Annotated in this window: 34 protein-coding genes and 3 tRNA genes; 13 read left to right on the top strand and 24 right to left on the bottom strand. The window is 68.8% G+C overall.

Annotation, left to right across the window (positions count from 1 at the left end):
• Window positions 1-64: 64 nt before the first annotated feature.
• From KBZ33_RS14655 to KBZ33_RS14640, 4 genes are all read right to left on the bottom strand, one after another.
• Window positions 65-640, bottom strand: a complete 576-nt coding sequence (locus tag KBZ33_RS14655) for a hypothetical protein (RefSeq protein WP_254954297.1) — start codon at window positions 638-640, stop codon at window positions 65-67.
• Window positions 641-690: 50 nt separating this feature from the next.
• A complete protein-coding gene (locus KBZ33_RS14650) occupies window positions 691-1,428 on the bottom strand; it encodes a GAP family protein (protein ID WP_254954296.1) in 738 nt (245 codons plus the stop codon).
• 114 nt (window positions 1,429-1,542) lie between these two features.
• A tRNA-Thr gene (locus KBZ33_RS14645) sits at window positions 1,543-1,614 on the bottom strand.
• An 11-nt stretch (window positions 1,615-1,625) separates the two neighbouring features.
• A tRNA-Tyr gene (locus tag KBZ33_RS14640) sits at window positions 1,626-1,707 on the bottom strand.
• A gap of 42 nt (window positions 1,708-1,749) precedes the next feature.
• Here KBZ33_RS14640 and aroQ point away from each other — a divergent pair.
• Window positions 1,750-2,187, top strand: coding sequence for a type II 3-dehydroquinate dehydratase (gene aroQ / locus KBZ33_RS14635; protein ID WP_254954295.1), 438 nt, complete (start codon window positions 1,750-1,752; stop codon window positions 2,185-2,187).
• Window positions 2,184-2,807, top strand: coding sequence for a tRNA-(ms[2]io[6]A)-hydroxylase (locus tag KBZ33_RS14630; RefSeq protein ID WP_254954294.1), 624 nt, complete (start codon window positions 2,184-2,186; stop codon window positions 2,805-2,807). Before aroQ ends, KBZ33_RS14630 begins: the two co-directional genes overlap by 4 nt.
• Before the next feature lie 12 nt (window positions 2,808-2,819).
• On the opposite strand, the gene KBZ33_RS14625 is transcribed toward KBZ33_RS14630, so the two are convergent.
• Window positions 2,820-3,389 (bottom strand): acireductone dioxygenase, encoded by a 570-nt coding sequence (locus KBZ33_RS14625; protein WP_254954293.1) that lies wholly within the window; start codon window positions 3,387-3,389, stop codon window positions 2,820-2,822.
• Window positions 3,390-3,489: 100 nt separating this feature from the next.
• On the opposite strand from KBZ33_RS14625, the gene cobI reads away from it, so the two are divergent.
• A complete protein-coding gene (gene cobI, locus KBZ33_RS14620) occupies window positions 3,490-4,200 on the top strand; it encodes a precorrin-2 C(20)-methyltransferase (protein WP_254954292.1) in 711 nt (236 codons plus the stop codon).
• 43 nt (window positions 4,201-4,243) lie between these two features.
• Window positions 4,244-4,885, top strand: coding sequence for a DUF4079 domain-containing protein (locus KBZ33_RS14615; RefSeq protein WP_255011822.1), 642 nt, complete (start codon window positions 4,244-4,246; stop codon window positions 4,883-4,885).
• Here the strand turns inward: KBZ33_RS14615 and dusB are convergent.
• Complete coding sequence (dusB, locus tag KBZ33_RS14610; RefSeq protein ID WP_254954291.1) at window positions 4,842-5,891, bottom strand: tRNA dihydrouridine synthase DusB; 1,050 nt, start codon at window positions 5,889-5,891, stop codon at window positions 4,842-4,844. The two genes, KBZ33_RS14615 and dusB, sit on opposite strands and share 44 nt — an antisense overlap.
• Before the next feature lie 17 nt (window positions 5,892-5,908).
• Between dusB and KBZ33_RS14605 the strand changes: the two genes are divergently transcribed.
• The 7 genes from KBZ33_RS14605 to proC all read left to right on the top strand — a co-directional run bounded on the left by KBZ33_RS14605 (window position 5,909) and on the right by proC (window position 11,247).
• Window positions 5,909-6,424 carry a DUF1823 family protein gene (locus tag KBZ33_RS14605; protein ID WP_254954290.1) on the top strand — a complete coding sequence of 172 codons (516 nt, stop codon included), beginning with the start codon at window positions 5,909-5,911 and terminating at the stop codon, window positions 6,422-6,424.
• A 27-nt stretch (window positions 6,425-6,451) separates the two neighbouring features.
• Window positions 6,452-7,816: a ribosome biogenesis GTPase Der gene (gene der, locus KBZ33_RS14600; protein ID WP_254954289.1), complete on the top strand. Its 1,365-nt coding sequence runs from the start codon at window positions 6,452-6,454 to the stop codon at window positions 7,814-7,816.
• A 26-nt stretch (window positions 7,817-7,842) separates the two neighbouring features.
• The gene (locus tag KBZ33_RS14595; protein ID WP_254954288.1) at window positions 7,843-8,796 is read left to right on the top strand and encodes an energy-coupling factor transporter transmembrane protein EcfT; all 954 of its coding nucleotides are present in this window, start codon (window positions 7,843-7,845) and stop codon (window positions 8,794-8,796) included.
• A gap of 22 nt (window positions 8,797-8,818) precedes the next feature.
• Window positions 8,819-9,085 carry a PipX family protein gene (locus tag KBZ33_RS14590; RefSeq protein ID WP_190545283.1) on the top strand — a complete coding sequence of 89 codons (267 nt, stop codon included), beginning with the start codon at window positions 8,819-8,821 and terminating at the stop codon, window positions 9,083-9,085.
• Entirely contained in the window at window positions 9,085-9,771 is a 687-nt protein-coding gene (locus tag KBZ33_RS14585) for a YggS family pyridoxal phosphate-dependent enzyme (protein ID WP_254954287.1), read from the top strand. The genes KBZ33_RS14590 and KBZ33_RS14585 overlap by 1 nt, the downstream gene beginning before the upstream one ends.
• Before the next feature lie 74 nt (window positions 9,772-9,845).
• On the top strand, window positions 9,846-10,421 hold the full coding sequence (locus KBZ33_RS14580) for a cell division protein SepF (protein WP_254954286.1): 576 nt from the start codon (window positions 9,846-9,848) through the stop codon (window positions 10,419-10,421).
• A complete protein-coding gene (proC, locus tag KBZ33_RS14575) occupies window positions 10,408-11,247 on the top strand; it encodes a pyrroline-5-carboxylate reductase (RefSeq protein WP_254954285.1) in 840 nt (279 codons plus the stop codon). Before KBZ33_RS14580 ends, proC begins: the two co-directional genes overlap by 14 nt.
• Before the next feature lie 33 nt (window positions 11,248-11,280).
• Here the strand turns inward: proC and plsY are convergent, their stop codons facing one another.
• The 5 genes from plsY to KBZ33_RS14550 are packed head-to-tail and all read right to left on the bottom strand — an operon-like array spanning window position 11,281 to window position 15,503.
• Window positions 11,281-11,919: a glycerol-3-phosphate 1-O-acyltransferase PlsY gene (plsY, locus tag KBZ33_RS14570; RefSeq protein WP_254954284.1), complete on the bottom strand. Its 639-nt coding sequence runs from the start codon at window positions 11,917-11,919 to the stop codon at window positions 11,281-11,283.
• Window positions 11,920-11,964: 45 nt separating this feature from the next.
• Complete coding sequence (locus KBZ33_RS14565) at window positions 11,965-12,903, bottom strand: DUF3086 domain-containing protein (RefSeq protein WP_254954283.1); 939 nt, start codon at window positions 12,901-12,903, stop codon at window positions 11,965-11,967.
• Window positions 12,904-12,934: 31 nt separating this feature from the next.
• A complete protein-coding gene (locus KBZ33_RS14560; protein ID WP_254954282.1) occupies window positions 12,935-13,372 on the bottom strand; it encodes a DUF3119 family protein in 438 nt (145 codons plus the stop codon).
• The gene (locus tag KBZ33_RS14555) at window positions 13,369-14,118 is read right to left on the bottom strand and encodes an ABC transporter permease (protein WP_254954281.1); all 750 of its coding nucleotides are present in this window, start codon (window positions 14,116-14,118) and stop codon (window positions 13,369-13,371) included. Before KBZ33_RS14555 ends, KBZ33_RS14560 begins: the two co-directional genes overlap by 4 nt.
• On the bottom strand, window positions 14,115-15,503 hold the full coding sequence (locus KBZ33_RS14550) for an MFS transporter (protein ID WP_255011821.1): 1,389 nt from the start codon (window positions 15,501-15,503) through the stop codon (window positions 14,115-14,117). The genes KBZ33_RS14555 and KBZ33_RS14550 overlap by 4 nt, the downstream gene beginning before the upstream one ends.
• 155 nt (window positions 15,504-15,658) lie before the next feature.
• Between KBZ33_RS14550 and KBZ33_RS14545 the strand changes: the two genes are divergently transcribed.
• Window positions 15,659-15,729 (top strand) — tRNA-Gly (locus tag KBZ33_RS14545).
• A 283-nt stretch (window positions 15,730-16,012) separates the two neighbouring features.
• Window positions 16,013-17,167 (top strand): hypothetical protein, encoded by a 1,155-nt coding sequence (locus KBZ33_RS14540; protein ID WP_254954279.1) that lies wholly within the window; start codon window positions 16,013-16,015, stop codon window positions 17,165-17,167.
• Here the strand turns inward: KBZ33_RS14540 and KBZ33_RS14535 are convergent.
• The 13 genes from KBZ33_RS14535 to KBZ33_RS14475 all read right to left on the bottom strand — a co-directional run bounded on the left by KBZ33_RS14535 (window position 17,149) and on the right by KBZ33_RS14475 (window position 25,063).
• Complete coding sequence (locus KBZ33_RS14535; protein ID WP_254954278.1) at window positions 17,149-17,718, bottom strand: PIN domain-containing protein; 570 nt, start codon at window positions 17,716-17,718, stop codon at window positions 17,149-17,151. The genes KBZ33_RS14540 and KBZ33_RS14535 overlap by 19 nt on opposite strands.
• Before the next feature lies 1 nt (window position 17,719).
• Window positions 17,720-18,193, bottom strand: coding sequence for a helix-turn-helix domain-containing protein (locus tag KBZ33_RS14530; RefSeq protein WP_254954277.1), 474 nt, complete (start codon window positions 18,191-18,193; stop codon window positions 17,720-17,722).
• A 149-nt stretch (window positions 18,194-18,342) separates the two neighbouring features.
• Window positions 18,343-18,582 (bottom strand): helix-turn-helix domain-containing protein, encoded by a 240-nt coding sequence (locus KBZ33_RS14525; protein WP_254954276.1) that lies wholly within the window; start codon window positions 18,580-18,582, stop codon window positions 18,343-18,345.
• Window positions 18,583-18,954: 372 nt separating this feature from the next.
• The gene (locus KBZ33_RS14520) at window positions 18,955-19,707 is read right to left on the bottom strand and encodes a KilA-N domain-containing protein (protein ID WP_254954275.1); all 753 of its coding nucleotides are present in this window, start codon (window positions 19,705-19,707) and stop codon (window positions 18,955-18,957) included.
• A 44-nt stretch (window positions 19,708-19,751) separates the two neighbouring features.
• Window positions 19,752-20,060: a hypothetical protein gene (locus KBZ33_RS14515; protein WP_254954274.1), complete on the bottom strand. Its 309-nt coding sequence runs from the start codon at window positions 20,058-20,060 to the stop codon at window positions 19,752-19,754.
• Window positions 20,060-20,641 carry a hypothetical protein gene (locus KBZ33_RS14510; RefSeq protein ID WP_255011820.1) on the bottom strand — a complete coding sequence of 194 codons (582 nt, stop codon included), beginning with the start codon at window positions 20,639-20,641 and terminating at the stop codon, window positions 20,060-20,062. Before KBZ33_RS14510 ends, KBZ33_RS14515 begins: the two co-directional genes overlap by 1 nt.
• A complete protein-coding gene (locus tag KBZ33_RS14505; protein WP_254954272.1) occupies window positions 20,634-20,879 on the bottom strand; it encodes a hypothetical protein in 246 nt (81 codons plus the stop codon). Before KBZ33_RS14505 ends, KBZ33_RS14510 begins: the two co-directional genes overlap by 8 nt.
• Window positions 20,876-21,646, bottom strand: a complete 771-nt coding sequence (locus tag KBZ33_RS14500) for a hypothetical protein (RefSeq protein ID WP_254954271.1) — start codon at window positions 21,644-21,646, stop codon at window positions 20,876-20,878. The genes KBZ33_RS14505 and KBZ33_RS14500 overlap by 4 nt, the downstream gene beginning before the upstream one ends.
• Before the next feature lie 90 nt (window positions 21,647-21,736).
• Entirely contained in the window at window positions 21,737-22,456 is a 720-nt protein-coding gene (locus KBZ33_RS14495) for an XRE family transcriptional regulator (RefSeq protein WP_254954270.1), read from the bottom strand.
• A 244-nt stretch (window positions 22,457-22,700) separates the two neighbouring features.
• On the bottom strand, window positions 22,701-23,078 hold the full coding sequence (locus KBZ33_RS14490) for a VRR-NUC domain-containing protein (protein ID WP_255011818.1): 378 nt from the start codon (window positions 23,076-23,078) through the stop codon (window positions 22,701-22,703).
• A gap of 21 nt (window positions 23,079-23,099) precedes the next feature.
• Complete coding sequence (locus KBZ33_RS14485) at window positions 23,100-23,369, bottom strand: Txe/YoeB family addiction module toxin (RefSeq protein WP_255011817.1); 270 nt, start codon at window positions 23,367-23,369, stop codon at window positions 23,100-23,102.
• Entirely contained in the window at window positions 23,366-23,608 is a 243-nt protein-coding gene (locus KBZ33_RS14480; RefSeq protein WP_254950613.1) for a type II toxin-antitoxin system Phd/YefM family antitoxin, read from the bottom strand. The genes KBZ33_RS14485 and KBZ33_RS14480 overlap by 4 nt, the downstream gene beginning before the upstream one ends.
• 21 nt (window positions 23,609-23,629) lie before the next feature.
• Complete coding sequence (locus tag KBZ33_RS14475; RefSeq protein ID WP_254954883.1) at window positions 23,630-25,063, bottom strand: DEAD/DEAH box helicase; 1,434 nt, start codon at window positions 25,061-25,063, stop codon at window positions 23,630-23,632.
• Between the last annotated feature and the right edge of the window lie 33 nt (window positions 25,064-25,096).

Here is a 25,096-nt window from a genome sequence, read left to right as displayed (position 1 = left end):
GCACCGTCCCCCCTGGCCAGCTCCCGCATGGCCGCCAGCGGCAGGGGCAGAAGCGAGGGGCTGCTCAGACGCTGCCGCAGCCGGCCTGGAACACCGCCCGCCTGAGGTTATCGATCCTGGGTGAACCGGGTCCTTCGAAGGCGTAGAGCAGGGCCAGCCCCAGGCTGATGTCGTCGCGATCGAACGCCAACTGAATCGCGGCCCACCAGGCGACGGGATCGCTTCCCAGGCTGTCCAGATCCTTCTGGGCCCGGTCCATACGGCTTGCAGGATCCCCCTCCAGCACGATGAGGGCGTAATCGTCGGCCTGAACGCCCTCGGGCCGCAGCAGCAGCACCAGCCGCTGACCCGGGCGCATCGGGGCCAGGGGCCACGGGATCGGACCCTCGATGGGTTCCTCCGGCAAGGCACGCCGCTGCCACAGCAGCTCTCCCTCCCTTTCGATCCTGACCTCCTCCAGGCGTTCGGTGCTGAGGATCGTGGGTGACGGGATGGGCACGGCCGCCACCGCTTCCCCCTGGGCGTTGAGCGCGAGCCTGGGGGTGAGCACGCAGACCGTGCTGGCCCGAAGCGGGGCTCCGCAGGAGACCAGGGCCAGACCGAGACCGGTCGCCAGGCAGGTCCGGCGGACGGTGGACAACAACGGATGACCGGAGCACGGGGGGCTGTGACGCTAACGGCCACCGCCGCTCACCCGGCCAGGGTCATCAGATTCAGCCCATGCAGCCCCTCAACCAGCAGGTAGGCCCCCAGCACCAGGGCCAGCACACCCACGAGCCACTCGGCCTTGTGCTGCAGCCAGTCCTCGAGGCGCGTGATCGGTTCGCGGATCGCCCCGCCGCTCACCAGCCAGGCCAGGGGAGGCAGGAGCAGCAGGGAGCTGGCCATCAAGGTGAACAGCCCCGTCACCTCGGCATCGGCGGTGAGGCCGGGGTCGTTGAGCAGCAGCAGGCCGGCTTCTTTGAGATAGAAGACCAGATTCTCCGGAGTCAGTAGGGCGCTGGTGGCACCGATCAGCACCAGGGTGAAGGTGCTGAAGTCGGGCAGCTGGTTCATCAGCCGCAGGGCCATGCCTTCTTCGCCGATGTTGGCCTGGGGTGTGAGCTGATAGAGCCCCAGGCCTACCAGAGCTCCGGCCCCGAGCAGGTCGATCAGCACCTGCTCCCGTTCCCCATGGCTGAGGCTGATGGAGAACGCTTCGCCCAGCACCATCAGCAGCACGATGGCCAGGGCATTGGCGGCGGCCCAGCCGGCCACGTAGGCCATGGCCCGCTGCAGCGGCGAGCGGCCCAGCAGCAGCAGGGTGACCACCGCAATGTGCAGGGGGCTGAAGGCGATGCCGATCCCGAACAGGGACGACTGGGTGATCAGGGTCGGAGAGAGGAGCGCGGGGACGCCGAGGCCGGAGAGGGACAGGAGGGGCGGCAAGCTGACCGTCCGGAAAGCTGGGGCCCTGCATTCTGGGCCTGCTGCCGGCCCAGCGCGACGGAATGTTCAGCCCAGGTGGGTGACCCTTTCGAAGGGAAGGGGGCTGGAGGAAAAAGCCCTTGACGAGATTTGAACTCGTGACCTCTCCCTTACCAAGGGAGTGCTCTACCACTGAGCTACAAGGGCATGTGGAAAGGTGGGCCGGGTTGGATTTGAACCAACGTAGGCAGAGCCAGCGGATTTACAGTCCGCCCCCATTAACCACTCGGGCACCGACCCGAACCACACCTTCAGAACTTACCAGCCGACCTTCCACCCCCCATGCGCCTGCTCGTGCTCCATGGCCCCAACCTCAACCTGCTCGGCCAGCGGGAGCCCGGCCTCTACGGCAGCAGCAGCCTGGCGGCCATCGATGCCGCCCTGGAGCAGCAGGCCGCGGTCCTGGGGGTGGAGCTCGCCTGCTTCCAGAGCAACCATGAGGGGGCCCTGGTGGACCGCATCCAGCAGGCCGGCGCCTGCGACGGGATCCTGATCAACGCCGCTGCCTACACCCACACCTCGGTGGCGATTCGCGATGCCCTGCTGGCCGTGTCCCTGCCCTTCGTGGAGGTGCATCTGAGCAACACCCACGCCCGCGAGAACTTTCGCCATCGCTCGCTGCTGGCCGATCGGGCCCTGGGGGTCATCTGCGGCTTCGGCCCCACCAGCTATCGCCTCGGCCTGGAGGGCCTGGTGGCCCATCTGCGGGCGGCGGCATGAGTGGCACCGCTTGGCCCACGGCCGCTGGAGCACCGGTGGCCCGCGTGAAGTGGCTGGCCGCCCCCAGCAGCGCGGCCTGGCTGGAGCAGGCCCTGGCCCACACGGAACTGCTGCTGATTGACCATGCCCACTGCGAGCGCAAGGCGGCTGGTGCCGCCCTGCAGCTGATGTTCCGCTATCCCTCCGATGGGGAGCTGGCGGCCGTGCTCAGCCCCCTGGCCCGGGAGGAACTGGAGCACTTCGAGCGGGTGCAGGCCCTGCTGGAGCGGCGGGGCCTCGCCCTGCGGGCCCTGGCCGCCCCGCCCTACGGCGCCGCCCTGGCGGCCCTGGTGCGGCGCAAGGAGCCGGAGCGCCGGCTCGACAGCTTTCTGGTCGCGGGTCTGATCGAAGCCCGCAGCCATGAGCGCATGGCCCTGCTGGCTGCCCACAGCCCCGACCCGGAACTGCGGGACCTCTACGGCGACCTGCTGGCCAGTGAGGCGCGCCATTTTGGTCTGTACTGGGTGCTGTGCGAACGGGGCTGGCCCCGAGATGACGTAACCGATCGGCTCGCAGCGCTGGCCCACCACGAAGCGGCCATCCTCGCCACCCTCCATCCCCAGCCACGCATGCACAGCTGAGCCGGGCCCTCATCAGGCCGCGGCGGCGAGCACCTGCTCCAGCAGGGGGAAGCGGGTCGCGATTGGATCGCCGGTGAAGTTGGCCACCCAGCCCTCACTGTTGTTGAAGAAGCGCAGGGCGCAGAAGCTGGGGCGCTCGCCGGTGTCGAACCAGTGGGGGGTGCCGGCGGGCACGCCGATCCAGTCGCCCTGCTCGCAGACCACCTGCACCACGTCGCCGGCGAGGTGCAGGCAGAACAACCCACGGCCCTCGACGAAGAAGCGCACCTCGTCTTCGGCGTGGGTGTGCTCGGAGAGGAATTTCGCCCGCAGGGCAACCCGGTCCGGGTGATCGGGGCCGAGGCGGATGGCATCCACCGTCCGATAGCCCCCCTCGGCCTGGACCCGGGCGATCTCAGCGGCATAGGCGGCCAGGATCGCCGCCTGGTCGGCGTCGGCCGCCAGCTCCACCGGTGTGGCCCAGCGCTCGAAGCGCACGCCCCTGGACCCCAGTTCGCGCGCAATCGTCTCTGCGTCGCTGCTTTGCACCAGCGCAGCGTCGTGGCCGCCGCCTGTGGCGGCGCGGATCACCAGGTGGGTCATCGGAGCGCTCCAGGGCGTTCATGGAAACGGCAGCCTAGAAAGGCCCGACGCCGCGCTCACCGCCATCGCTGACCGTGCACCCAGCGCCGGCCTCACCCTGGTGGGGGTGGGTCCCGGTGATCCCGATCTGCTCACCGTCGCCGCGGTGCGTGCCATCGAATCCGCCCACACCGTGGCCTACCCGGTGGCCCGCGAAGGGGCCGTGGGCATGGCGGCCAGTGTGGCCGAACCCTGGCTCGCCCCAGGGCAGCGCCGGTTGCCTCTGGTGTTTCCGATGGTGGCGGCGGCCGAGCCCCGCCGGCAGGCCTGGCATGGCGCCGCCGACCGGCTGGCCGCCGAGGTGGCGGGCGGGCGGGCGGTGGTGCTGCTCTGCGAGGGCGATGTGTCGCTGTTCGCCAGCAGCAGCTATGTGTTGCTGGCCCTGCGGGATCGCCATCCCGCCCTGCCGGTGCGCCTGATCCCGGGCATCAGCGCCGTGGCGGCGGCGGCGGCGGCCGGGGCCTGGCCCCTGGCGCTGCAGCAGGAGGGGCTGCTGATCCGGCCCACCCCGGAGCAGCCCGCTGAGCTGGAGGCGTTGCTGGCCCAGGCGGCGGCCGGGGGGTGGGTGCTGGCCCTGCTCAAGCTGGGGGGCCGCTGGCCCTGGGTGCGCCCCCTGTTGGCTGTGCGGGGTCTGTTGGCTGATGCGCTGTTTGCCCAGCGGGTGGGCTGGCCCGATCAGCAGCTGTGCCCGGCGGCCCAGGTGCCGGCCACTGAGGCGCCCTACTTCTCCCTGCTGCTGGTCCGACAGGGGTGGCCGGCGGTGCTTCCATGACCGTTCGCACTTTGCTCCGCCCTTGCCGATGCCTACTGCCGGGATGACCGCCTCCGGGTTGGGCGCCACTGACTGGTTCGCCCTGCTTCACCCGGTGCTGATCATCCTGTTCGTCTATCCGGTGGTGGGAGCCACCATCCGGCTGGGGATTCTGGCGCGGGAGCGCCGCCTCGACATCCATCCCCTGCCGCCGACAGTGGGGGTGGAGCACACCGACCACGGCCGCTGGGTGACCTCGGGTGTGGTGGTAGCCGTGCTGATCGCCATGGCCGCCACCTACGCCAGGGGGGGCGCCGCCGGCAGCGGCAGTTCGGGTGCGGCGCTGCTGCTGGCCGGGGTGGGCTGTCTGGTGAGCTGCGTGGCCCTGTGGCGGGCCAAGGGGGCCTGGCTGCGGGCCGGATTTGCCCTGATCTGCTGGCTGGGGCTGCTGACCCTGGGAAGCCAGCCCGCCCTGTGGCACCTGGGCCGCAGTCCCTTCGACGGCTCGGTGTGGGGCTCCCACTACTGGAGTGGGGTGCTGTTGTGCGGCCTGCTGCTGTTCGCCATGGCGGCCGCCCCCGAGACCCTGCGCTCCCCCCGGATGCGGCGGCTGCACGTCAGCGCCGCTTTCCTGACGGCCCTGCTGCTGGCCGTGCAGGCCATCAGCGGCAGCCGGGACCTGCTGGGCATGGCCCTGGGGTCGTGATGTCCAGCTCCGCCCGGTGCAGCAGTTCGAGGGCGCTCTCCAGGCTGGGGGCCACCATCAGCTCCCGGCGCAGCTGGGCCGCGCCGGCGAAGCCCTGGCAGGTCCAGCCCAGGTGCTTGCGGGCGATCAGCAGCCCCTGATCGCCGCGGGCGGCCACCAGCGCCTCCAGGTGCTCCCTGGCCAGGGCGATCCGGGCGTGGCTGTCCGGCTCGGTGGGCAGGGGCCGGCCGGCGAGGGCCGCGGCGATGCGCCCCACCAGCCAGGGCTGCCCCAGGCTGCCCCGTCCCACCATCACCCCGTCGGCGCCGGTGACGGCCAGGCAGCGCAGGGCCTCCTCCGGGCTGGTGATGTCGCCGTTGGCGATCAGCGGGATCCGCAGGGCCGCCTTCACCCGGCCGATCGCCCGCCAGTCGGCCCGGCCGGAGAAGCCCTGCTCCCGGGTGCGGCCGTGCAGGGTCAGGGCGCTGGCGCCGGCGTTCTGCAGGGCCAGCGCGAAGCCCACCGGATCGGCACTGGCCCCGCACCAGCCCAGCCGTGTCTTCACCGTCACCGGCAGCCGCACCGCCGCCACCACCGCCGCGACGATCCGCAGGGCCAGGTCGGGCTGGCGCAGCAGGCCGCTGCCGCCGCCCTTGCGGGCGATCTTGCGCACCGGACAGCCCATGTTGATGTCGATCAGCCAGGCTCCGGCGGCCTCGGCCCGGCGGGCGGCCTCCGCCATGGCCTCGGGCCGGTGGTCGAACAGCTGCACCCCGACGGGGCCGGGGTCCCGATCGAGGGCGGCCATCTTGGCGCCGCCGTGGCCCAGCTCCAGGGCCGTGGCGTTCACCATCTCGGTGAACAGGAGCGCCTCGGGGGCCCAGCGGCGCACCAGTCCGCGGAAGATGCCGTCGCTCACCCCCGCCAGGGGCGATTGCAGCACCCGGCAGGTGAGCAGCCTGTTGGTGCCGTTGCCGTCCAGGCGCAGGGGGGCGGTGGGGCAGGGATGGGGGGCGGGACTGGGCATGCTGGGGGCACTCTCGGATGCCAGCTGCCGCCGTGGACGCTTCCGCCGCCCCTGGGCCCTTTCCCCTCAGTCGCGCTCTGCTGGAGGCGGTGCTGGACGACCGCACCAGCGATCGCTTCGTCTGCCGGCTGATCTGGCCGCGGCTGGGCTACCGCCCCGACGCCGAGGACCTCTGGCAGGCCGGACCCGACACCCCGCCAGCCTGGGCCGAGGCCTTTCCCCTGGCGCCGCAGCTGATCGCCGAACGCCCGGCAAGCGTGCGGCTCACCCGCTCGATTCCTGCCGAGCACAAGCAACTGCTCAAGCAGCAGCTGGGGTTTGCCGGCTATCGCATCGGCGGGCTTTACCCCCGCCGCACCCGGCGGGCCACGGCGGTGAACTGGTTGCTGGCCCACCTGGCCGAGCGGGGGGAACCGCTGCCGGACACAGGGCCGCTGCCGGAGCTCCTGGATCCTCCCGGTGATCCGGTGGCCGGCCACCCCGGGGATCTGCCGGTGGTTGGGGCCGACGGTCCCTCTGTAGGGTTTATGTAACGCATCCGTCGTAAGGAATAAGTCAGATTGGCGCTACCCGTCGTCGCCGTGATCGGACGCCCCAACGTGGGCAAGTCCACCCTGGTCAACAGGCTCTGCCGCAGCCGTGAGGCCATCGTTCACGACCAGCCCGGTGTGACCCGGGACCGCACTTACCAGGAGGGCTTCTGGGGTGACCGCACCTTCCGGGTGGTGGACACCGGCGGTCTGGTGTTCGATGACGACAGCGAATTCCTGCCCGAGATCCGGGAGCAGGCCAACCTGGCCCTGGCCGAGGCGTCGGTGGCGGTGGTGATCGTGGATGGCCAGCAGGGGGTCACCGCCGCCGACGAATCCATCGCCGAGTGGCTGCGGGGCCAGTCGGTGCCGGTGCTGCTGGGGGTGAACAAGTGCGAATCCCCCGACCAGGGCCTGGCCATGGCGGCTGACTTCTGGGGCCTGGGCCTGGGCGAACCCCACCCCATCTCCGCCATCCACGGCGCCGGCACCGGCGACCTGCTCGACCGGGTGATCAGCTTCCTGCCGGCCACCAACGAGACGGAGGGGCCCGAACCGATTCAGCTGGCAATCATCGGCCGCCCCAACGTGGGCAAGTCGAGCCTGCTGAATGCCATCTGCGGCGAGAACCGGGCCATCGTCAGCCCGATCCGCGGCACCACCCGCGACACCATCGACACCACCCTTGAGCGAGAGGGTCTCCCCTGGAAGCTGATCGACACCGCCGGCATCCGGCGCCGGCGCAGTGTCGACTACGGCCCGGAGTACTTCGGCATCACCCGCAGCTTCAAGGCGATCGAGCGCAGCGATGTCTGCGTGCTGGTGATCGACGCCCTCGACGGCGTCACCGAGCAGGACCAGCGCCTGGCGGGCCGGATCGAGGAGGACGGTCGCGCCTGCGCGGTGGTCGTCAACAAGTGGGACGCCATCGACAAGGACAGCCACACCATGAGCGCCATGGAAAAGGAGCTGCGCGCCAAGCTCTACTTCCTCGACTGGGCACCGATGCTGTTCACGTCCGCCCTCACCGGCCAGCGGGTCGAGAGCATCTTCGCCATTGCTGCGGTGGCGGTGGAGCAGCACCGCCGCCGGGTGAGCACCTCGGTGGTGAACGAAGTGCTGCAGGAGGCCCTGCGCTGGCGTTCGCCCCCCACCACCCGCGGCGGCCGCCAGGGCCGGCTCTACTACGGCACCCAGGTGGCGACACGCCCCCCCAGCTTCACCCTGTTCGTCAACGACCCCAAGCTGTTCGGCGACACCTATCGCCGCTACGTCGAGCGCCAGATCCGCGAGGCCCTGGGCTTCGAAGGATCGCCGGTGCGCCTGTTCTGGCGCGGCAAGCAGCAGCGCGATGCCGAGAAGGAGCAGGCTCGCCAGCAGAGCCGGGGCGGCTGAGATCGATGGTCGGGGACTTGGCCTGAATGGACTGGTTGCGGCAACTGCCGATCGGGCAGTACGTCGATGACGGCGATGCCCGTGGCGAGGGTGGCGGCAGCTGGCTGAAGCGGCTTGATCCGCGGCTGAAGCTGGTCTGGACGGTGGCGTTCCTGGTGACGCCGATCCTGGCCGGACCGCTCTGGCGCCTGGCTTTGGTGGGACTGCTGTTGCTGATCACCGCTGTCAGTGGACTGCCCTGGCGCCTCTGGCGGCAGAGCTTGCCGCTGCTGATCGCCCTGGCGCTGCTGGTGGGGCTGCTGAGCGCCCTGTTGCCGGCCGGAGGGGGGGCGCCGGCCAGCCTCCAGCGTCCCCCCGGCGAGCTGCGCTTGGTCCCCGGATCTCCCGGTGCTGCGGCCCCGTCGCGGGCCGGCCTGCCCTGGGAGCTGGTGCGCTGGGGCCCTGTGATGGCCGGCCCCCTGGAGCTGGGCCCCCTGGTGGTGACCCGCCGCTCCGCCGAACTCGGCATCAATGGCGCCACCCTGCTGTTCACCGTCATCCACAGCGCCAACCTGCTGCTGCTCTCCACCCCGCCCGAGGAGCTGGTCTGGACCATCTCCTGGTGGCTGGGTCCCCTGAAGGCGCTGGGCTGGCCCGTGGAGCGCCTCGGTTTCACCCTGTTGCTGTCTCTGCGCTTCCTGCCCCTGGTGCAGGAGGAGCTGCAGAACCTGCTGCGCTCGATCGCCACCCGGGCGGTGAATCTGCGCCGGTTGGGTTGGAAGGCCAGTCTGGGGCTGGTGCTGGCCGTGGGGGAGCGCCTGCTGGCCAACGTGCTGCTGCGCTCTGAGCAGGGGGCCGAGGCCCTGATGGCACGGGGCGGACTATGGCTCCCTCCCGACCGCCTGCATCAGCCGGCGGCCACCCCCAGCGGCGCCAGCCTGGCGGCGGCGCTGGCCCTGGTGGGCCTGCTGGCGCTGCGCTGGAAAGTCGGTGCCCTTTAATGGCCCCAGCCTGCAGGGAGACGTGAGTACGGAGCGCTATCTGAACCACCCCACCTTTGGGATGCTCTATCGGGTAGCGCCGGTGGCCGAGAGCCGCGACCTCTATGCCACCCTTTACGCCCAGCGCATTTTTTTCCTGGTCACGCTCCAGGAGCGAGGAGCCCATTTCGAGGTGATCCCCCTGATGGATGCCCGCCACTTCGCCGAGCAGAACCTGGCCCGCTGCCGCCGCGAGGGTCCCGAGGTCCAGGCCCGCTGGCGCCAGCTCTTCGACCAGACCTTCATCTGATGGCGGAGGCGTCGCCGACGCCGGCGGAAAGGGTCGGCTCCAGCCTTGAGGAGCGGCTGCAGGCCTTCCGGGCGGCGCTACCCGCCACCACCCGGCTGCTGGCGGTGTCGAAGGGCCATCCGGCCGATCTGGTGCGCCAGGCGGCGGCCCTGGGCCAGCGCAGCTTCGGGGAAAGCCGGCTGCAGGAGGCCACCGCCAAGCAGGAGGCCCTGGCCGACCTGCCCGATCTCGATTGGCATTTCATCGGCCGGCTGCAGGCCAACAAGGCCCGCGCCGTGCTGCGTCGCTTCAGCACGATCCATTCCGTCGACAGCCTGGAGCTGGCCCAACGGTTGCAGCGGATCGCCGCCGAGGAAGGGCGCTCCCCGGGGATCCTGCTGCAGGTGAAGTTCCGCCCCGACCCGGCCAAGACCGGTTTCGACCCTGCCGAGGTGCGGGCCCTGGGGGCCGACCTGGAGCGCCTGCAGCCCCTGCGATGTCTTGGACTGATGACCATCGCCCCGGCGGGTCTCACCCCTGAGGCCCGCCTGGCCCTGTTCCGGGAGTGCCGCGCCCTGGCCGATGGGATGGGCCTCCACGACTGCTCCATGGGGATGAGCGGCGACTGGCGTGAGGCTGTGGCGGCCGGCAGCACCTGGGTGCGCCTCGGCAGTGTTCTTTTCGGAAGCCGCCCAATCCAGTCATGAATGGGCGTCTGGATCTTGCCGGCACGGATGTGGGACGCTATTCAAGGCCAAGCATCCCTCCCGAGGTCGACTCCGTGTCGTTGTTCTCCCGCCTGCGTGCCGTCGTCTCCGGTGACGACTATCTCGATGGGGACTTCGATGACGAACTGGACTACGACCCCGGTGACACCACCACCACCGGCACCACCACCGCTTCCGCGGCCTCCAGAAACATCGGAGCCCTGGCTCTGAGCACCGATTTCTCCACCGACGATCCCTTCGCCGGAACCAACGTCATCGGCATGCCTGGGATCCCCAGCTCCGTCGCTGAGGTTTGTCTGATGGAGCCGCGCAGCTTCGACGAGATGCCCCGCGCGATTCAGGCCCTCAGGGAGCGCAAGACCGTGATTCTCAATCTCACGATGATGGAGCCGGATCAGGCGCAGCGCGCCGTTGATTTCGTGGCCGGTGGCACCTTCGCTATCGACGGCCACCAGGAACGGGTGGGTGAAAGCATCTTCCTGTTCGCCCCCAGCTGCGTCACGGTCACCACCGCCGGTGGTGAGGATGCCGCCTCCCCCACCGTGGTCTCCGGGCGCACCGGCCCGGTCGATGACCAGCAGGACGCCGCTCCCAGCCCCGCCTGGGGCCGTTCGGATGCCATGGTCTGAGACCTTCGGGGTGGTGGGCCTGGGCCGGATGGCCCGGGCCCTGCTCCTTCCTTTGCTGGACAGCGGTCTGGTCGACCGCTCCGATGTGCGGGCGGCGGTCTCCACCGAGGCCTCCGCCCTGAGGCTGGCAGGCGAACTCGGCGTCCAGGTCTCCACCGACGCGGCCCAGGCCTGGTCGGCTCCGGTGCTGCTGCTGGCGGTCAAACCCCAGCAGATCGAAGCGGTGGCCCCGGCAGCGGCGGCGGCCCTGGCGGCTTCTGACGCAGCGATCGATGCGGCCCCGCCCGGCCGCGAGCCCCTGCTGATCTCCGTACTGGCGGGGGTGCCGCTGCGACGGCTTGAGGCCCTGTTCCCGGGGCGGGCCTGCGTGCGGGCCGTTCCCAATACCCCGGCCTTGGTGCGGTCCGGCCTCACCGGTCTGAGCTGGGGTGAGGGAGTGAGCGAGGGTCGCCGCCAGGAGGTGCGCCAGCTGTTCGCCCAGGTGGGGGAGGTGCTCGACCTTCCCGAGCCCCAACTCGATCCCTTCCTGGCCCTCACCTCCTCGGGCCCGGCTTTCCTGGCCCTGGTGGCCGAATCCATGGCCGATGGGGCGGTGGCGGCGGGCTTGCCCCGGTCGCTGGCCAGCCATCTGGCCCACCGCACGATGGCGGGCACGGCGGCCCTCCTTCAAGGCCAGGAGCTGCACCCCGGCGCGCTCAAGGACATGGTGACCAGCCCCGCCGGCACCACGGCCGCCGGCCTGCGGGAGCTGGAGCGGGCCGGGCTGCGTTCCGCCCTGATCGAAGCCGTGCTGGCGGCGGCCGAGCGCAGCCGTCAACTGGCCTGAACCCCTTCACGGCAGAGCCCCGACCCAGCCCGTTCAGCTGCGGCCGGCCCCCAGCTTCGGTTCGGTGCCGGCCATCAGTCGCTGCAGGTTGCTGCGGTGGCGCCAGAGCACCAGCGCTGTGGTGAGCAGGGCCAGGCTCAGGTAGGCCGGCCGCAGTCCGGAGGCGCCGAAGGAGCCGAGCATCAGCAGCGGCAGGGACAGGGCCGCCACCACGCTGGAGAGCGACACGATCCGGCTCAGGCTCAAGGTGGTGAGAAAAATGCCGAAACAGGCCAGTCCCACGGGCCAGGTCAGGCCCAGCAGCATGCCCAGGCCGGTGGCCACCGCCTTACCGCCTTTCCAGCCCAGCCACAGCGGCCAGATGTGGCCCGCCAGGGCCGCCAGGCCCGCTGCCACCACCCCCCAGTCGCTGGCGCTGCTGAAGTCCCCGAGGGGTTGCAGCACCGCCTTGGCCAGCAGCACGGCGGCGGTGCCCTTCAGCACGTCGAGCAGGAACACCGCCAGCGCCGGACCTTTGCCCAGCACCCGCAGCACGTTGGTGGCACCGGTGGAGCCGGAGCCCTCCTGGCGCAGGTCGATGCCGGCGAGCCAGCGGCCCGCCAGCCAGCCGAAGGGAATCGAGCCCAGCAGGTAGCCCACCGGCAGCAGCAGCAGATCGGGAAGGAAGGCCATGGGAGAAGGAAAGGGGTGCGCGCCGGGCCCACCGGTTTTGAAGGGTCAGTAAAGATCGGCTTCGGCGTCGATCTCACCGGGACCGGCCGCGAAGGCCAGCCACAGGGGGAACTGCAGGATCGGAATCTCGATCACCTGCTCGGCGGCGTCGATCACGATGAAGGGCAGCTCGCCCCGTTCCTCGAGCCGGTCGGCCCGCTCGATCAGGGCATCGGGGCGCTCGAACAGCACGATGCCGCTGGCGGGGCCGAAGTCGTCACGGCTGAGCCCCAGGCCGTCCTGCAGTCCCCGGCGCCATTCCCCCAGCCGCTCCGGCTGGCTGGCCAGTACCAGGGTCTGGAAGCGTTCCCCGTAGAGCTCCCCCAGGATGGCGATCGCCGCCGCCGCCGCCAGGGCGTTGCGGCTGCGGCTGCCGCCGCTGGCCTGGGCGCCCCTCCCCCCCTGGGACAGGAACCAGTCCTCCAGCCTGGTGGCGGCCGAGGTCTCCAGGGTGCGGCGAAGCTTCCAGGGATCGGCGTAGAAATCGGGCTGGCCGCCGAACTGCCCCAACCGTTCCCGGATCAGGTCAGCATCGTCGCTGAACAGGCCGGCGGCGGCGGGGGCCACGGCGGCCTCCCGGGCGTCGCTGGTGTCGAGGCCGCCCGGCGTCTGATCGAGGGGGGAGGGCTGCACCACCAGCGGTTGGACCACCAGCTCCATCTGCTCGGCCGCGGCGGCCAGATCCTGCAGGGCCCCCACCAGGTACTCCTGGAAGCCCTTGAGCCGCCGGGCGATGGCATCCGACTGGCCGGCGAAACTGCCGGCGATCTCCTGGTTGATCTGCTGCCGGCGGGCCTCCAGCTGGCTGATCTCCCCCAGGAGTTCGTCACGGCGCTGCCTCAGCTCCGTCAGGGCCAGGGCAATCAGATCCCCGTCGGCTGTGGCGGGGGCCTGGGGGGTGGGTTCCGCTGGGTTGGTGGCGGGCGGTTCGGGTTGGTCGCTCATGGCAGGAAGGGAAGCAAGGCAGCAGGGAGATTCAGGAGCGAGCGTGGGGAGCGGGGCTGGCGGGTGGCAGGCGGAGCTCCAGCTGCTGCCGCAGGGCCGTGGCGTCGAACAGCATCGGCAGCAGATGGAGGCTCTTCTCCTCCCGGAAATAGAACAGCACCGGCAGGGCTGGCCACCAGACCCGCCAACCGATCCAGGCGTCGTAGGGGAAGCGGCGGATCACGGTGTCGCGGCGGGCCACCAGCAGAGCCTCCGGCGCGAAGCGCAACCGCAGCAGGGCTGTCTGCAGCAGCAGGAACAGCCCCATCACGCCCGTCCCCAGGGCCAGCCAGACAACGCCACCCCAGAGCGGCCGCAGGCCCAGCGAGGCGGCCGCCAGCAGCAGCATTCCAAGCGGTACCCAGAAGCGGGGCTGGAGCACCACCTCGTCAGCGGTGCTGTCCGGGGGGGAGGAGGGGGTGGTGGTCATTGGCCGAAGAGCAACTGGGTGAGCAGCACGTCGACGAGGGCGACGCTGACGAGAATCATGACCACGGCGCCGGTGGTGCTGGTGCCCACCTCCTTGGGTCCGCCGCGGGTGGTGAGCCCCCAGCCGCAGGCGATGACGGCGATCATCAGACCGAACACCACCGCCTTGAGCAGCATCGAGGGCAGGTCGTCGGGCTTCATCCAGATCCTCACCGAGTTCCAGAAGACCGTCGGTGGAATGCTGTACAGCAGCGTGCTGCTCACCTGGCCCGACCAGATCGCCATCCAGAAGAACAGCAGGCACTGCACGGGCGCCATCACCACCATGGCCAGCACCCGTGGCACCACCAGGTACTGCACCGGGTCGGTGCGCAGCATCGTGATGGCATCGATCTGCTCGGTCACCTTCATGGTGCCCAGCTGGGCGGCATAGGCCGTGGCCACCTTGCCGGTGAGCAGGGTGGCGGTGAGCAGCGGCGCGATCTCCCGCGACAGGCCCAGGGCCAGCAGCCCTCCCACGGCGGAGCTGGCCCCTTGCTTGGAGAGTTCCGCCGCCACCTGGATGTTGAACACCGTGCCGGCGGCCAGGGCCGTGATCAGCACGATCAGGAAGCTGCCCGGCCCGGCTTCCAGCAGTTCCTGGATCAGATCCACCATGCCGATGCGGCCGCGGGCGATGGCGCTCACGGCCTGACCGCCGATCATCAGGCTGGATCCCAGTCGCTGCAGCCACCGCGGTGGCTTCATGGTGTGGTGGCCGTCAGGGTCTCCGGGTGGGGGCCCCGCTCAGGCCAGCGACGCATCACCACCAGACCCAGCACCACCAGCAGCGCCGGGATCAGGCCCATGCACATCCGGATCGCCAGCAGGGCGCTGTCGGGTTGGAGGATGCCCCGGGCCGCCTGGTACCCGCTGAGGCTCATCAGGTTGCCGAAGAAGAACAGGGCCAGGCTGATGCAGATCTTCTGGGTGAACACCATCCAGGCGCTGTAGAGCCCGGCGGGCTTCTCCGGATCGGCATCAATGGCGTCCGGCAGCAGGGCCCAGGGGATCAGGTAGGCGGTGGAGGCCCCCAGGCCCACGATCAGGATCGTCACCACCAGGGCACAGAGCCGCAGCAGATTCCCTGCCGAGGCGGTTGGACCGATCGTGGTATCGAGCGGCACCAGCAGCATGGCCATCAGGCAGGCGGCGATCCAGAGGGCGGCGCCCCAGTACAGGGCCGTGAGCCGACCGCGCTGCCGGGCGATGCCGGTCCAGAGCTGGAGCCCGATCAGGGTGCTGACCTGGAAGGGCAGCAGGATCCAGTTGCTCCAGCCTTCCGGCAGCCGCATCACCACCGGCAGAAAGATCAGCGCCGCCGTCTGCATGATCTGCAGGGCGCACCAGAGCAGCAGGTACAGACCCAGCACCATCTGGAAGCGCCCGTTGCTGCCGACCCGTGCCAGGAGCCTCCGTGTCGTTCCCCGCTGGCTCGTGGGCCGCTGGCAGTTTCGCGCCGCCGGGGCGATGCCCCAGCCACACAGCAGGGTGGAGCAGGTGATCAGCACCCCCGAGATGATCCCCACCTGCAGGTAGCTGTCGGGGTTCTGGAGATCCTTCAGCAGCACCCCCCCCAGCACGATGCCCACCAGGCCGGCGATGATCGAGCCGGTGAAGCGGGCGCTGTTGAGGCGGGTGCGCAGGTTGACGTTGGTGGTGAGTTCGGCGGCGAGGGCGGAATAGGGAAGGTTGACGCAGGTGTAAAGGCTGTTGGCCACCACGGAGATGGCCACGAACAGGGCAAACTTGACCCACGGCCCCCCCGGCGGCAGCCACCACATCAGGGCCATGGCGAAGCCGAGGGGCACGGCACTGCCGAGGATCCAGGGCAGCCGGGGGCCCCAGGAGCTGCGCGTCTTGTCACTCAGCCAGCCCACGACCGGGTCGTTGATGGCATCCCAGAGCCGCGACACCATCAGCACCAGGCCGGCCATCCAGGCCGGCAGACCGGCCGCTGAGGTGTAGAAGATGAACAGATAGAAGCCGATCAGGGAGGCGGCCATCCCCGTGCCAGCGTCACCCATGCCGTAGGCCAGCAGCACCCGGCGGCGTTCACCGGCAGGCAGGTCCGCCGTATCCACCACAGCCATCGGCAAGTCCGACGCTGTCGGCGGCGGGGTGGACGGTGTGGGGGGGGTCAAACCTGGAGACGCTCAGGAGGGGATCTTCCGGTGTCGGTGATCCGGTGCAGGCCATAATGCTGCAGCTGGATTCAGGCAACCAGCTCCAGTACGTCTGTACTGACGCGGGCGTAGTTTAGTGGTAAAACCTCAGCCTTCCAAGCTGATGATGCGGGTTCGATTCCCGCCGCCCGCTTCCTTTTCTCAATAAGGGTTTTCGGCTCAAAGCCCTTGCTGCGACTGGCGTTAGGGCTTCCAGCCTCTGCCAGCGCCTGATTGCCCGTGCCAGGCTGTGAGACGAAACATCTCACCAAACGTCTCACATGCCGGCGGCCCGTGACTGGGAGGACACGATCAGGGCGGTGGTGTCTCACGCCCTGTCTCAGAAGGGCTGCCGTCGTGGCTGGACGGTGCTCAATCACCGTGGTCATGCGCGCCTGAACATCGCTGCTGGGGCTGGACGGGGCAGGCGCCGGCAGGTGCTTCTTCCCATTCCGTGGGAGTGCGACCAGATCGACCACATCCGCGATGCGGTGGTTCAGGTCTACGAGGAGTTCCAGCAGGGCATCGAGCCCGATGCCTGCGTGGCACGCATGCCCCGTGCCGATGGATCGAGGGCAGCAGAGGTGGAGTTCGGTTCAGGCCGCGGTACTCAGACAGGGCACCCCGGCAGGCCCAGGCACAGGGGAATGGCGGCAGTGCTGGCCCCGGCGGACTGGGAAGAGCTGATCGCTGCTTTCCGGGAGCACAAGCTGATCAGCGGCGAGATCAAGCCGTCGACCTGGCATCGGGTCTACCGGCACCACATGAACCACGTGCTCGGTGCGGTGGCTGCGGTTGCCCCGCCGCAGAACGCAAAGCAGCTGCTGGAGACCCTGGCCCGGATCTGGGCGGACAAGCCGGGCGGACGCACCCGCCAGATTCAGATTCAGTCGACTGCCGCCCTGCTGCGTTGGGCCGTTGCGGAGCGGCGGCTGGGCGAGGACTGGGAGCCGCCTCAGGATCTGGCGGTGTTCGTGGGCCGATCGCGTGCGGCGAAAGCGATCACGACGCCCCTGGAGGTGGAGCACATCCTGGCGTTGGTGCGGGCCATCCCGGATGCCCGCTGGCGCTTTGCCTTTCAGCTGATGGCGGCCTACGGACTGCGCCCGGAGGAGCTCCAACATCTGCAGATCCGCCAGGGTCGGCTCTGGTGCATGTATGAGAAGGTCGCCTCCCGCGGCAAGACCCGGCCAAGGGTGTTGCGCCCGCTGCCCTGTGATGACTGGGCAGACGGCTGGCGCCTGGAGGAACGCTTCCTAACCCAGGAGCTGCCGCCGATGCAGCCTGGTTTGGGCGGTGGCTACGTGGGCCATTACCTGATGAATCGACCGCTCTGGAAGGAGCTACGGCGTGAGTACGAGGCCAAGGGCGAGAAACTGGTGCCCTACTCCTGCCGGCATGGCTACGCCCACCGGGCCCACGTGATCTGCGACCTGCCGCCCAAGGTGGTGGCCGCTGCGATGGGTCACAGCGTTCAGACCCACCTGGCGGCTTACAGCCGCTGGTGCGGGGATGACGTCGTGGATGACGCCTTCGCCAAGGCGGAACAACGGCTGGGCCAGGGGATACGCGCTCAGAGCTCAGCGGCGTAGTGCCGCACGGCCTGCGAGAACCTGCACAACCCTTGCTCCTCCATGGTTGCCAGGTACTCCTCAACTGTCTTGGGCCGCTTCTTCAGGCTGGCCCGGTGCTGCCGCATCGCCATGCAGACCCGCTCGGCATCCAGGTTCAGCTGATCCACCAGAAACGGATCGGGATGGCAGGCGCCAATGCCGTAGCTCGCGAGGGCCTGCTCTGGGAAATCATCCAGGTTGAAGGTGAGGATCAGATCAGCTCCGCACTGGATGGCGGCGGCCAGAACATGGCGGTCATTCGGGTCCGGTAACTCCAGGGCTGGGATCAGGGGCTGATGGCCATCCACCAGCGCATCACGCACATGGGCATTCATCAGTGAGCGGGTGCGCTCCAGCTGCGCTCTGGAGAGATCAGGCCGGTTCCGCAGGACGGCGTTGATCCACTCCTCATGAATCTGGTCGCTCCAGCGGGCCCGGTAGAGATCCGTGAGCGCCAGGCGCATCAGCAGATCGCGTAGTGGAGCGGGATAGAGAACGCAGGCGTCGTAGACGACGGTGAAGCGATTCACCTCAGTAGCCCATGCCCAGCTCCTGGGCCTGGGCTGCCAGCTCATCGAGGGCCGCGGCTCGCTGCTGATCGATGGCGTGCTTGTAGGCCATCAGGTCGGTCAGGCGGATGCGCCGGTGGGTGCCGACCTTGCGGAAGGGGATCTCCCCTTGCTCCAGCCGTTCGATCAGGAAGGGCCGCGACACGTTCAGCAGATCAGCGGCCTGCTGGGTGGTCAGCTCGGCGTGCACCGGCACCAGCGTGACGGCATTGCCCTGGGCCATTTGCACCAGGATTCCCTGCAGCAACTCCAACACCGCGGCTGGGATGGGAACGGATGCGCGCTGGCCACCTTCCAGATCGAGGGAGAGGCTGGCTTGCCGCAGGCCATGGCTGGCCCGGAAGCCGGCGAGATCGCGCAAGCTCGCCCCTGCGGCCTCAGCCGCCTCAGCCGTGGGGATCACGGGCTCAATGGAGCTGGGGAGAGCGACGGCCATGGGCGGGAGGAACAGAAGGCCACTCGAACCATAATCGAAATAGTCGCAGCAACCGCAGCATCCGCAAGGGCATCGAGGCAGTGCGGGCGCTGCCTGCAGGGGCCCAGGCCTGCTCAGGTGGGCTGCATATCCATTGCGGCCATTGACCTCTACAAGTGCCGCCGGCTCCAGCCGGTGATCGTGGCCTCCACGTTCTCCAGATGCCACTGCAGGGGCCCACGGCCCTGGGTGCAGCCCCAGCGGCGGTAGTGCTTGCCTGGGGTTAGCACCCCCCGGAGCCGCAGCTGGCGGAGGGTTTCGCGGCTCATCCCCAGAGCAGCGCAGGCTTCTGCCGTCGTCACCCAGACACGGTGACGTCCGGATGGGGGTGGGGTCGTCTGGTTCTCCATCAGGCCACCTCCGAAAGCAGGACAACCGCGGCGGAATCCCTGCAGTGCCCACCGCCAAGGGGGTCAGCTGAAATGACACCCCTCTCGTCGGCGCTCACCTCAGTTAAGGCCTGGCGAGGATTGCCGATGTCCAGCACGTTGCAGACATCGGTGGCAGCCTGCTTATTGCCAGGGGTGTGAACTGAATTCACACCCTTCGAGCCGCAGGCTGGTGGGACACCCTCAGTTGAAATGAGGGTTCTTGATGAGGTCGAACCATCCTGAATGGGACTCAGGGAGGGCGTGGACCACGCCCTCAAGGTCGTCAGATTGTTCATCGGTCTGATAGCGGTGTGCCGGCATCGGTGCCAAAGATGGTGTTGGTGCCAGCCATCAGCCCCCTGTCAGCTGGGCGCGGAAGCGCTGGAGGGTCTCGATCAACCAGGAGCGGCGATAGCTCTTGACCTGGCGCGGTGCCCCATCCACAAACTGTTGGCGGCGAGGGGGTTCTTCTCCGAACTCGTCGCGGTATGCCCTGGCTACGAGCTTGCCGGCTGCGCAGAACTGGCTGCGCGGCAGCACTTGCTGGAACACCTCCAGCCAGGCATCCCCCAAGGTGAGCTCCTCGTCAGTCGGGGCGCCAGGCAGCAGGCCCGAGCTCGCGGTCAGCACGTTGCTGCGCACGATGTCCTTGAACAGGAGCTCGTCGCGTTCATCCAGGCCGCCGAGCCGCTCGAACACGACGATGCTGCGTTCCACCAGGTTGATCACCTCGGCTTCCCGAAGCCGGGGCGCAGTCGTTTCTATCGGTGCCGGCTGCGCCTGCTGGACGCTCTCCAGGAACCAGCCGTCCATCCACACCGCGAACGGTGCGCTGATCCAGCGGGCCAGATCGACCGCGACCTGGGGATGGACCCAGGTTCCGCCGCCCTGACCCTGGCGGGACTCGATCAGGTCAAACATCCGAATTTCGGAGGTTTCAGCCAGGGCATCGAGATAGGTCTGGCAGCGGTCGCTCTCCCGGTACTTCGACCATTGCTTGCCGTTGGCCCTGCACATGGCCGTGGCATTGACATAGCCGTCGGCGGTGCGCCGAGAAATCGGCGTGCCATTCCAGGAGCGGGAGACCAGAGCGGGGTGATCCATCGAGGCGAGAGCTGCAGCTGAATGGGATGACGTCGTCGTCTTGTTCATCGGTCTGAGTGCGGTGTGACGGGTGGGACTTCACCGGCATCAGTGCCGGCATCGGGGCGGAAGACGGTGTTGGTGCTGGTCATCTGCCGGGGCGGCACGGGCCCGGCGAGCACGAGCAGCAGGGTGCTGAGCTGAAACGCCAGCCCCAGCAGCACCAGGAGGCGCAGGGCGATGAGGCTGCTGGCCGTGACCGCGACGGTGGTTGGCCGGCGGGTGCGGCAGAACGCAGGCAGCTGAGGGCCGGGCAGGTGAGGGGGCCTGCCGCTCCAGGCCCCGGAGCTGATGCCCTGACGATCGAGCGGCATCAGAACAACTCCTCACCGTCGTCGGCAGCGCTCCAATCACCGGCACCACTGCCGGTGGTGGTGTAGCCATCGACCTCCTCAAAGCCATCGGTGGGATCGACTTGCTCGTAGGGCACGAACTCGACGACCTGAACGGCACGCGGCTGGAAGGTCATGCCGCAGCCGTTCTCCCCATCCCAGCTATAAATATCAAAGGCAATGATTACCTTGGAACCGTTGCCAATCGCTGCCCCATCCCAGGGCTGCTTCTTCGCGTCAACGATGCGAGGCCCCTCCGAAAGGGAACCGTCGCGGCGCTGGAACTGCGGTACCTTGAAGCGCACCACGGTGAGCTCACTCGGCTTCTCCTTGTCGGGCTTCCAGGGGAAGCCCTTCTCGGCACGGCGCTTGCGACTGCCGTGCAGGGCGATGAACTGATCCTCCATCGCCAGCAGGAAGGACTGGGCCTTCTCGTTGTTATTAGGCAGCAGCAGGTCGCATGTCCAGGCCTTAGGTTTGCTGCGATCAAGCTGATGCCTGGGATCAATAAGATGGGCCCAACGCGCTTCGGCGAGGGGCGTGCGGAAGATGTCTCTAGCCATGGGACGAATCGGTGGACGTTTGTTGTTGATCGAACGGGGGAAGGGGCGGCAGACCAAAGCGTTCGCGCAGCAGGTGATGCACCGCTCCGCTCGCCGAGAGGTTGCGGGCCTCCATCAGCTCGCGCACCCGCAGGTAGACGTCGGTGCGCACCTGGGTCTGGATGAAGTGCCGGCCGGCCTGGGAGCGGGGCTGCTCGCCGTAGCGGCGTGGCGGCCGGGGGCGATGGCTCTCGCTCATGGGCCTGGCTCCGCAGCAGGCTCGGGCTGCACCTGACCCTGCGCCTCTTCAAGGAAGAGCGCGATGAACTCGCTGTGCTGGCGCTGGGTGATGCGATCACCAATGGAGCGGGCATTGCGTGGCACCTGGAAGTGCTCGCGGAAGGCCTTGGTCAGCTCCTGGCGAGCGGCCTGGGACAGGTCGAGCACACGGCTGCGGACCTCGCTGACCTCCTCAGGGGTGAGGGGAGCCAGTGCTGGATCACCGTCTGCAGAAGTGCCGTCATCGCTGGAGTCAGCCAGGGGGACTGGCTCCTCAGCCGACGGACCTTCGACCAGCCGATCGAGGCAAGCCTGCTGCGTAGGATCCACATCAGACTCTTCAGCTATCTGCCCGTCTGGAACTGCATAGGGCTGTACAGCCCGAGCCGATGCGGACACAGGAATGCCCAGCAGCATCGCCAACATCAGGCCGGTGGTTTCGGCCAGATCGCTGGCCTCATCAGCCCAGGACTCGCTGCAGAGCTCGGCCCCGGCGACATGCATCACCGTGACCTGCAGCCGGGAGCGCCCTTGCTGCTCGCGCAGGTGAGCGGACCAGCCGATCCCGCGGCGGAAGGCGGGGCGGGCTGAGTGCACCACCTCCGCCAGATCGGCGGCGGCGATGGGGGGCACCTCGGCCTGAAAGCTGGCCAGGGCATGGGTGAGCTGTTGCTCGGGGGTGGCGTCGGCCGGTATGGCCGGCGGCGCCTCAATGTCGGCCTCTGGAGGCCTGAGGGGTGGAGCCATGACGGATCGGATCGGGCGGTTGCCCGCTGGCCCGGATCTTAGGGCTCTTTGCTGGAAGCCGCACTCACAGCGGCTGTTAATTCCTAGCAATCAGGCTGTGACTGGCTTCTTGCCTTTGCGGCCGCTGGGCTTCCCACCCTTTCTGCTGGCGGCCTCCCACTGGTCCAGCCAGCGCTTGGGCTGGTAGAGATCGCCCTCGATCCACAGCGGCGCCAGCTCCTCTGGCTTGTAGTCGCCGAAGCCCGTGAGCACGGCAAAGAAGCGCTTGCGGTGCTCTTCGCTGGCCTCGACCGCCAGGGAATTCAGGGCGTCGCTGGGCTCAAGGCCGCATTCATCGACAACCCGGCGCATCTGGTTGCGCCACTTGGCCGAGAGCTCCGTGGCTTTGCGCTGACCAACGGTCGGCGCGGGGGTGGTCTGGAACGCTTCCGGCACATCCCTGAGGCCGCAGTAGCAGGCCCAGAGCTCCAGCGGCGTCCAGGCCGGGCACTCGTCGTCACCCAGCGGGATGGCGTTCTCGAGCTTGTCCTTGATCGCCTGGCTCTTGACCGGTCCCCAGTCCTTCTCGGCGATGCGGCGGTTGAGCTCGCCCAGCTGCCAGAAGGCCTTCTGGCGCAGCTCGCCAGCCTTGCCCTGCTCGATCACCGAGAGGTTGCCGTAGGAGATCGCATCGAAGCCGGCCTCTTCCGCCCAGCTGCAGGCGGTGTACTGGGTCCAGCCGTTGGTTCTTCGCCAGTTCAGCAGCATCCGACCGAACGCTGCGCGGTTCTCCTCCTGGTGCTCAAGCAGCTCCGCGTAGGTGATGGCCACGTTCAGGATCCTGAATGGGATTTCCCGAACCATACGGCAAACTTGGCACTCCTAGTCACTTCCTGACACGTCCTGGCATATCAGGTCTGATCCTGTCCGAGCTTCTGCAGGATCTGCTTGGCAAGCTGCCCAGTGATCACCTTCCCTGTCTCTGCCTGCAATCTCAGAGCAAGGGTGTAGGGGTGCTCGCCTGGGTGGGCCTTGGTGAGACGCCTCAGCCGCTGCTGCAGTTCTGCCGGATCCATCAGTGTCCCAGCAGCACTTGCCTCGGGGTGCCAAGCAGCTGCTCGGCCTCCTCCACAGAGCGGCAGACCGCCGCCACGCCACCGAGCTGCTGCACGAGGCGCAGGAAAGCCTGCTGCTCCGGTCTGAGCACGCCCTGGGCTGTCTTGATCTCCAGGGCGACGAACTGGGCGAGCCGCTGGCCGACCAGCTCTGGCGTGATCTCCAGCGAGCGCAGGCCGATCAGGTCGCTGCTGCCCTTGCACAGCCCAAAGCGCACGAAGCGTCCCTGCTGGTCGACCAGGGCACCGGTGTTGTTGCGCCAGAGCCGCACCGCCCCGCGGCCGCAGGCCAGGCGGATGCGCTGCTGGATCTCGTGTTCGCTGGGGGAGGAGGCCATGCCTCCTGTTGCCGGGCGGGGCTACTCGTAGTGGCTCCAGAGCCGCAGCACCTTCACGATCTGCTCCTCCTCCAGCACCTGATACACGAGGCGGTGCTGGATGTTGATGCGCCTTGAGCAGGCCCCTCGCAGATCGCCGACCAGGGCCTCGTAGGGAGGGGGCTGCTGATAGGGGTCGACGGCAAGGATGTCCAGCAGGGCCTGAGCTTTCTGCTTGAGAGCAGGGGATGCGGAAGCGAGTTTGCGAGCGTCCTTCTGGGCCTGCTTGGTGAAGAGGACCGTCCAGCTCACCAGCCCGGTTCGGTGCTCAGTTCGGAGACATCGGTCGCCATCCCCTCGATGATCGATTCACGCATGCCAGGGATCGAGACCAGATGCAGGGTCTCCTGGATGGCGCGCCAGTCGTCCTGGGACAGCAGCACAGCGTTGCTCCGCTTGCCGGTGATCTGCACCGGCTCGTGGGACTGCCCCACCTCGTCGATCAGGGCGTAGAGCCGCTTGCGGGCTTCTGTGGCGGACACAGTGGTCATGACATGGCCTTCACCCGTACGTCAAAGCGTACCGCTCTTGGCCGTGTGGTGCTGCCTTGCCGCCCACACATGCCGGGCCCAGCCTGGTTTGTAGCCACGCTCCTGCTCGCGCTGCAGCAGCTGCTCGAAGGTGCGGCATCCGGCTGCAGGGTGCGTGCGCCGGGGCCTCTGCTGCTGCCTGGGTTTGGGCCGGTGGCGGGCGGCGCCCGTGACTTCAACCAGCTCGCCCTCCAGCTGCTGCAACCCGCGCCGCTGCTCATCGCGTTCCTCGGCGAGGAACAGGTGGCCGCAGTCAGGACACACCTGGGCGGCGCTGGGACAGCTGCAGAAGCAGACCGGGCAGTCCTTGATCGGGATCGAGACGCTTTCCCGCCGGCGCCGGCCGGCCAGGTTCCACTCGCGTTCATCCGTCGGCAGGCCATGACGATGGGCGTTGCCGACGTGATCGAGGATCACCGCCTCCTGTTTCCCCGGCGCGGGCCGCAGAGCCCGGCCGACCATCTGCAGATAGAGGCTCAGGGAAGCGGTGGGGCGCATCAGGATCGCGCCGCCGACTGAGGGGATGTCGGTGCCCTCAGAAACGATCATGCAGCTGCTGAGCACTTCCACCTCCCCAGTGCCGAGCCCGGCGATCAGGCGTTTGCGCTCCTCGGCCGGCGTGCCGCCGCTCACCGATGCGGCCCGGATTCCCGCAGCGCGGAAGGCACCGGCCATCTGCTCGGCGTGCTCGATGGTGCAGCAGAAACAGATGGCGGTGCCCGGATGCAGCCGGCGGCGGTAGTGCGACACCGCATCGCCAATGGCGGCCCGGTCCCCGTAGGCGCGTGCCGCCTGCTCCAGGTCGAACTCGCCCATCCGCCGGCGGAGTTTGCTGTTCCTGGCCCCTGGCCAGGAGAAGACCTTGGGCCTGGCCAGCCAGCCCTGCTCCACCAGCCAGGCCGCTGAGGGGCCGAGCACCAGGGCCTCGAAATAGCCGCCGGCCTCTACGCCCAGTCCCTTCCCGTCGAGGCGTTCCGGAGTGGCGGTCTTGCCGATCAGGTGGGCGCCAGGCCAGGCCTCGATGATCCGGCCCCAGACGTTGCCGGCGACCAGGTGGTGGGCCTCGTCCTGAATGATCAGATCCGGCGGCGGCAGCTGCCCCAGCCGCCGGGCCACGGTCTGCACCGAACCCACCGCCACCTGTCGGCCCTGCAGCCGGTGGCCGGGCGCGATCACATCTGGCTCAAGGCCCCAGGCCCGCACGGTGCCGCTCAGCTGCTCGATCAGTTCAGCCCGGTGGGCCAGCACCAGCACCCGCCGGCCCTTGCCGGCTGCGCCCTGGACGATGGCGCCGATGGTCTGGCCCTTGCCCGCACCAGTGGGCATGACGGCACAGACCCGGCGGTGGACCTTGAGGGCTGCGCGGAGGTCGGCCAGCAGCTGCTGCTGGTAGTCGCGCAGGACGATCGGGGCCATGGGCGAGACGGCAAGCTTTGCGCTGGGCATAGG

This window comes from Cyanobium sp. Cruz-8D1 (assembly GCF_024345975.1).
GTDB lineage: Bacteria > Cyanobacteriota > Cyanobacteriia > PCC-6307 > Cyanobiaceae > Cyanobium.
This window is presented reverse-complemented; position numbering and strand designations above follow the sequence as displayed.

Bases quoted from the DNA above. Each gene is read 5' to 3' on its own strand.
- KBZ33_RS14525 (WP_254954276.1), bottom strand. From the start codon at position 18,582: ATGGAGAACCAGACGACCCCACCCCCATCCGGACGTCACCGTGTCTGG.
- KBZ33_RS14510 (WP_255011820.1), bottom strand. From the start codon at position 20,641: ATGGCTAGAGACATCTTCCGCACGCCCCTCGCCGAAGCGCGTTGGGCC.
- KBZ33_RS14565 (WP_254954283.1), bottom strand. From the start codon at position 12,903: ATGAGCGACCAACCCGAACCGCCCGCCACCAACCCAGCGGAACCCACC.
- KBZ33_RS14520 (WP_254954275.1), bottom strand. From the start codon at position 19,707: ATGGATCACCCCGCTCTGGTCTCCCGCTCCTGGAATGGCACGCCGATT.
- KBZ33_RS14475 (WP_254954883.1), bottom strand. From the start codon at position 25,063: ATGGCCCCGATCGTCCTGCGCGACTACCAGCAGCAGCTGCTGGCCGAC.
- KBZ33_RS14630 (WP_254954294.1), top strand. From the start codon at position 2,184: ATGAGTGGCACCGCTTGGCCCACGGCCGCTGGAGCACCGGTGGCCCGC.
- KBZ33_RS14480 (WP_254950613.1), bottom strand. From the start codon at position 23,608: ATGACCACTGTGTCCGCCACAGAAGCCCGCAAGCGGCTCTACGCCCTG.
- KBZ33_RS14490 (WP_255011818.1), bottom strand. From the start codon at position 23,078: ATGGCCTCCTCCCCCAGCGAACACGAGATCCAGCAGCGCATCCGCCTG.
- KBZ33_RS14500 (WP_254954271.1), bottom strand. From the start codon at position 21,646: ATGGCTCCACCCCTCAGGCCTCCAGAGGCCGACATTGAGGCGCCGCCG.
- KBZ33_RS14550 (WP_255011821.1), bottom strand. From the start codon at position 15,503: ATGGCTGTGGTGGATACGGCGGACCTGCCTGCCGGTGAACGCCGCCGG.
- KBZ33_RS14555 (WP_254954281.1), bottom strand. From the start codon at position 14,118: ATGAAGCCACCGCGGTGGCTGCAGCGACTGGGATCCAGCCTGATGATC.
- proC (WP_254954285.1), top strand. From the start codon at position 10,408: ATGCCATGGTCTGAGACCTTCGGGGTGGTGGGCCTGGGCCGGATGGCC.
- plsY (WP_254954284.1), bottom strand. From the start codon at position 11,919: ATGGCCTTCCTTCCCGATCTGCTGCTGCTGCCGGTGGGCTACCTGCTG.
- KBZ33_RS14515 (WP_254954274.1), bottom strand. From the start codon at position 20,060: ATGCCGCTCGATCGTCAGGGCATCAGCTCCGGGGCCTGGAGCGGCAGG.
- dusB (WP_254954291.1), bottom strand. From the start codon at position 5,891: ATGCCCAGTCCCGCCCCCCATCCCTGCCCCACCGCCCCCCTGCGCCTG.
- KBZ33_RS14615 (WP_255011822.1), top strand. From the start codon at position 4,244: ATGACCGCCTCCGGGTTGGGCGCCACTGACTGGTTCGCCCTGCTTCAC.
- KBZ33_RS14625 (WP_254954293.1), bottom strand. From the start codon at position 3,389: ATGACCCACCTGGTGATCCGCGCCGCCACAGGCGGCGGCCACGACGCT.
- KBZ33_RS14560 (WP_254954282.1), bottom strand. From the start codon at position 13,372: ATGACCACCACCCCCTCCTCCCCCCCGGACAGCACCGCTGACGAGGTG.
- KBZ33_RS14505 (WP_254954272.1), bottom strand. From the start codon at position 20,879: ATGAGCGAGAGCCATCGCCCCCGGCCGCCACGCCGCTACGGCGAGCAG.
- KBZ33_RS14585 (WP_254954287.1), top strand. From the start codon at position 9,085: ATGGCGGAGGCGTCGCCGACGCCGGCGGAAAGGGTCGGCTCCAGCCTT.
- KBZ33_RS14605 (WP_254954290.1), top strand. From the start codon at position 5,909: ATGCCAGCTGCCGCCGTGGACGCTTCCGCCGCCCCTGGGCCCTTTCCC.
- KBZ33_RS14530 (WP_254954277.1), bottom strand. From the start codon at position 18,193: ATGGCCGTCGCTCTCCCCAGCTCCATTGAGCCCGTGATCCCCACGGCT.
- aroQ (WP_254954295.1), top strand. From the start codon at position 1,750: ATGCGCCTGCTCGTGCTCCATGGCCCCAACCTCAACCTGCTCGGCCAG.
- KBZ33_RS14595 (WP_254954288.1), top strand. From the start codon at position 7,843: ATGGACTGGTTGCGGCAACTGCCGATCGGGCAGTACGTCGATGACGGC.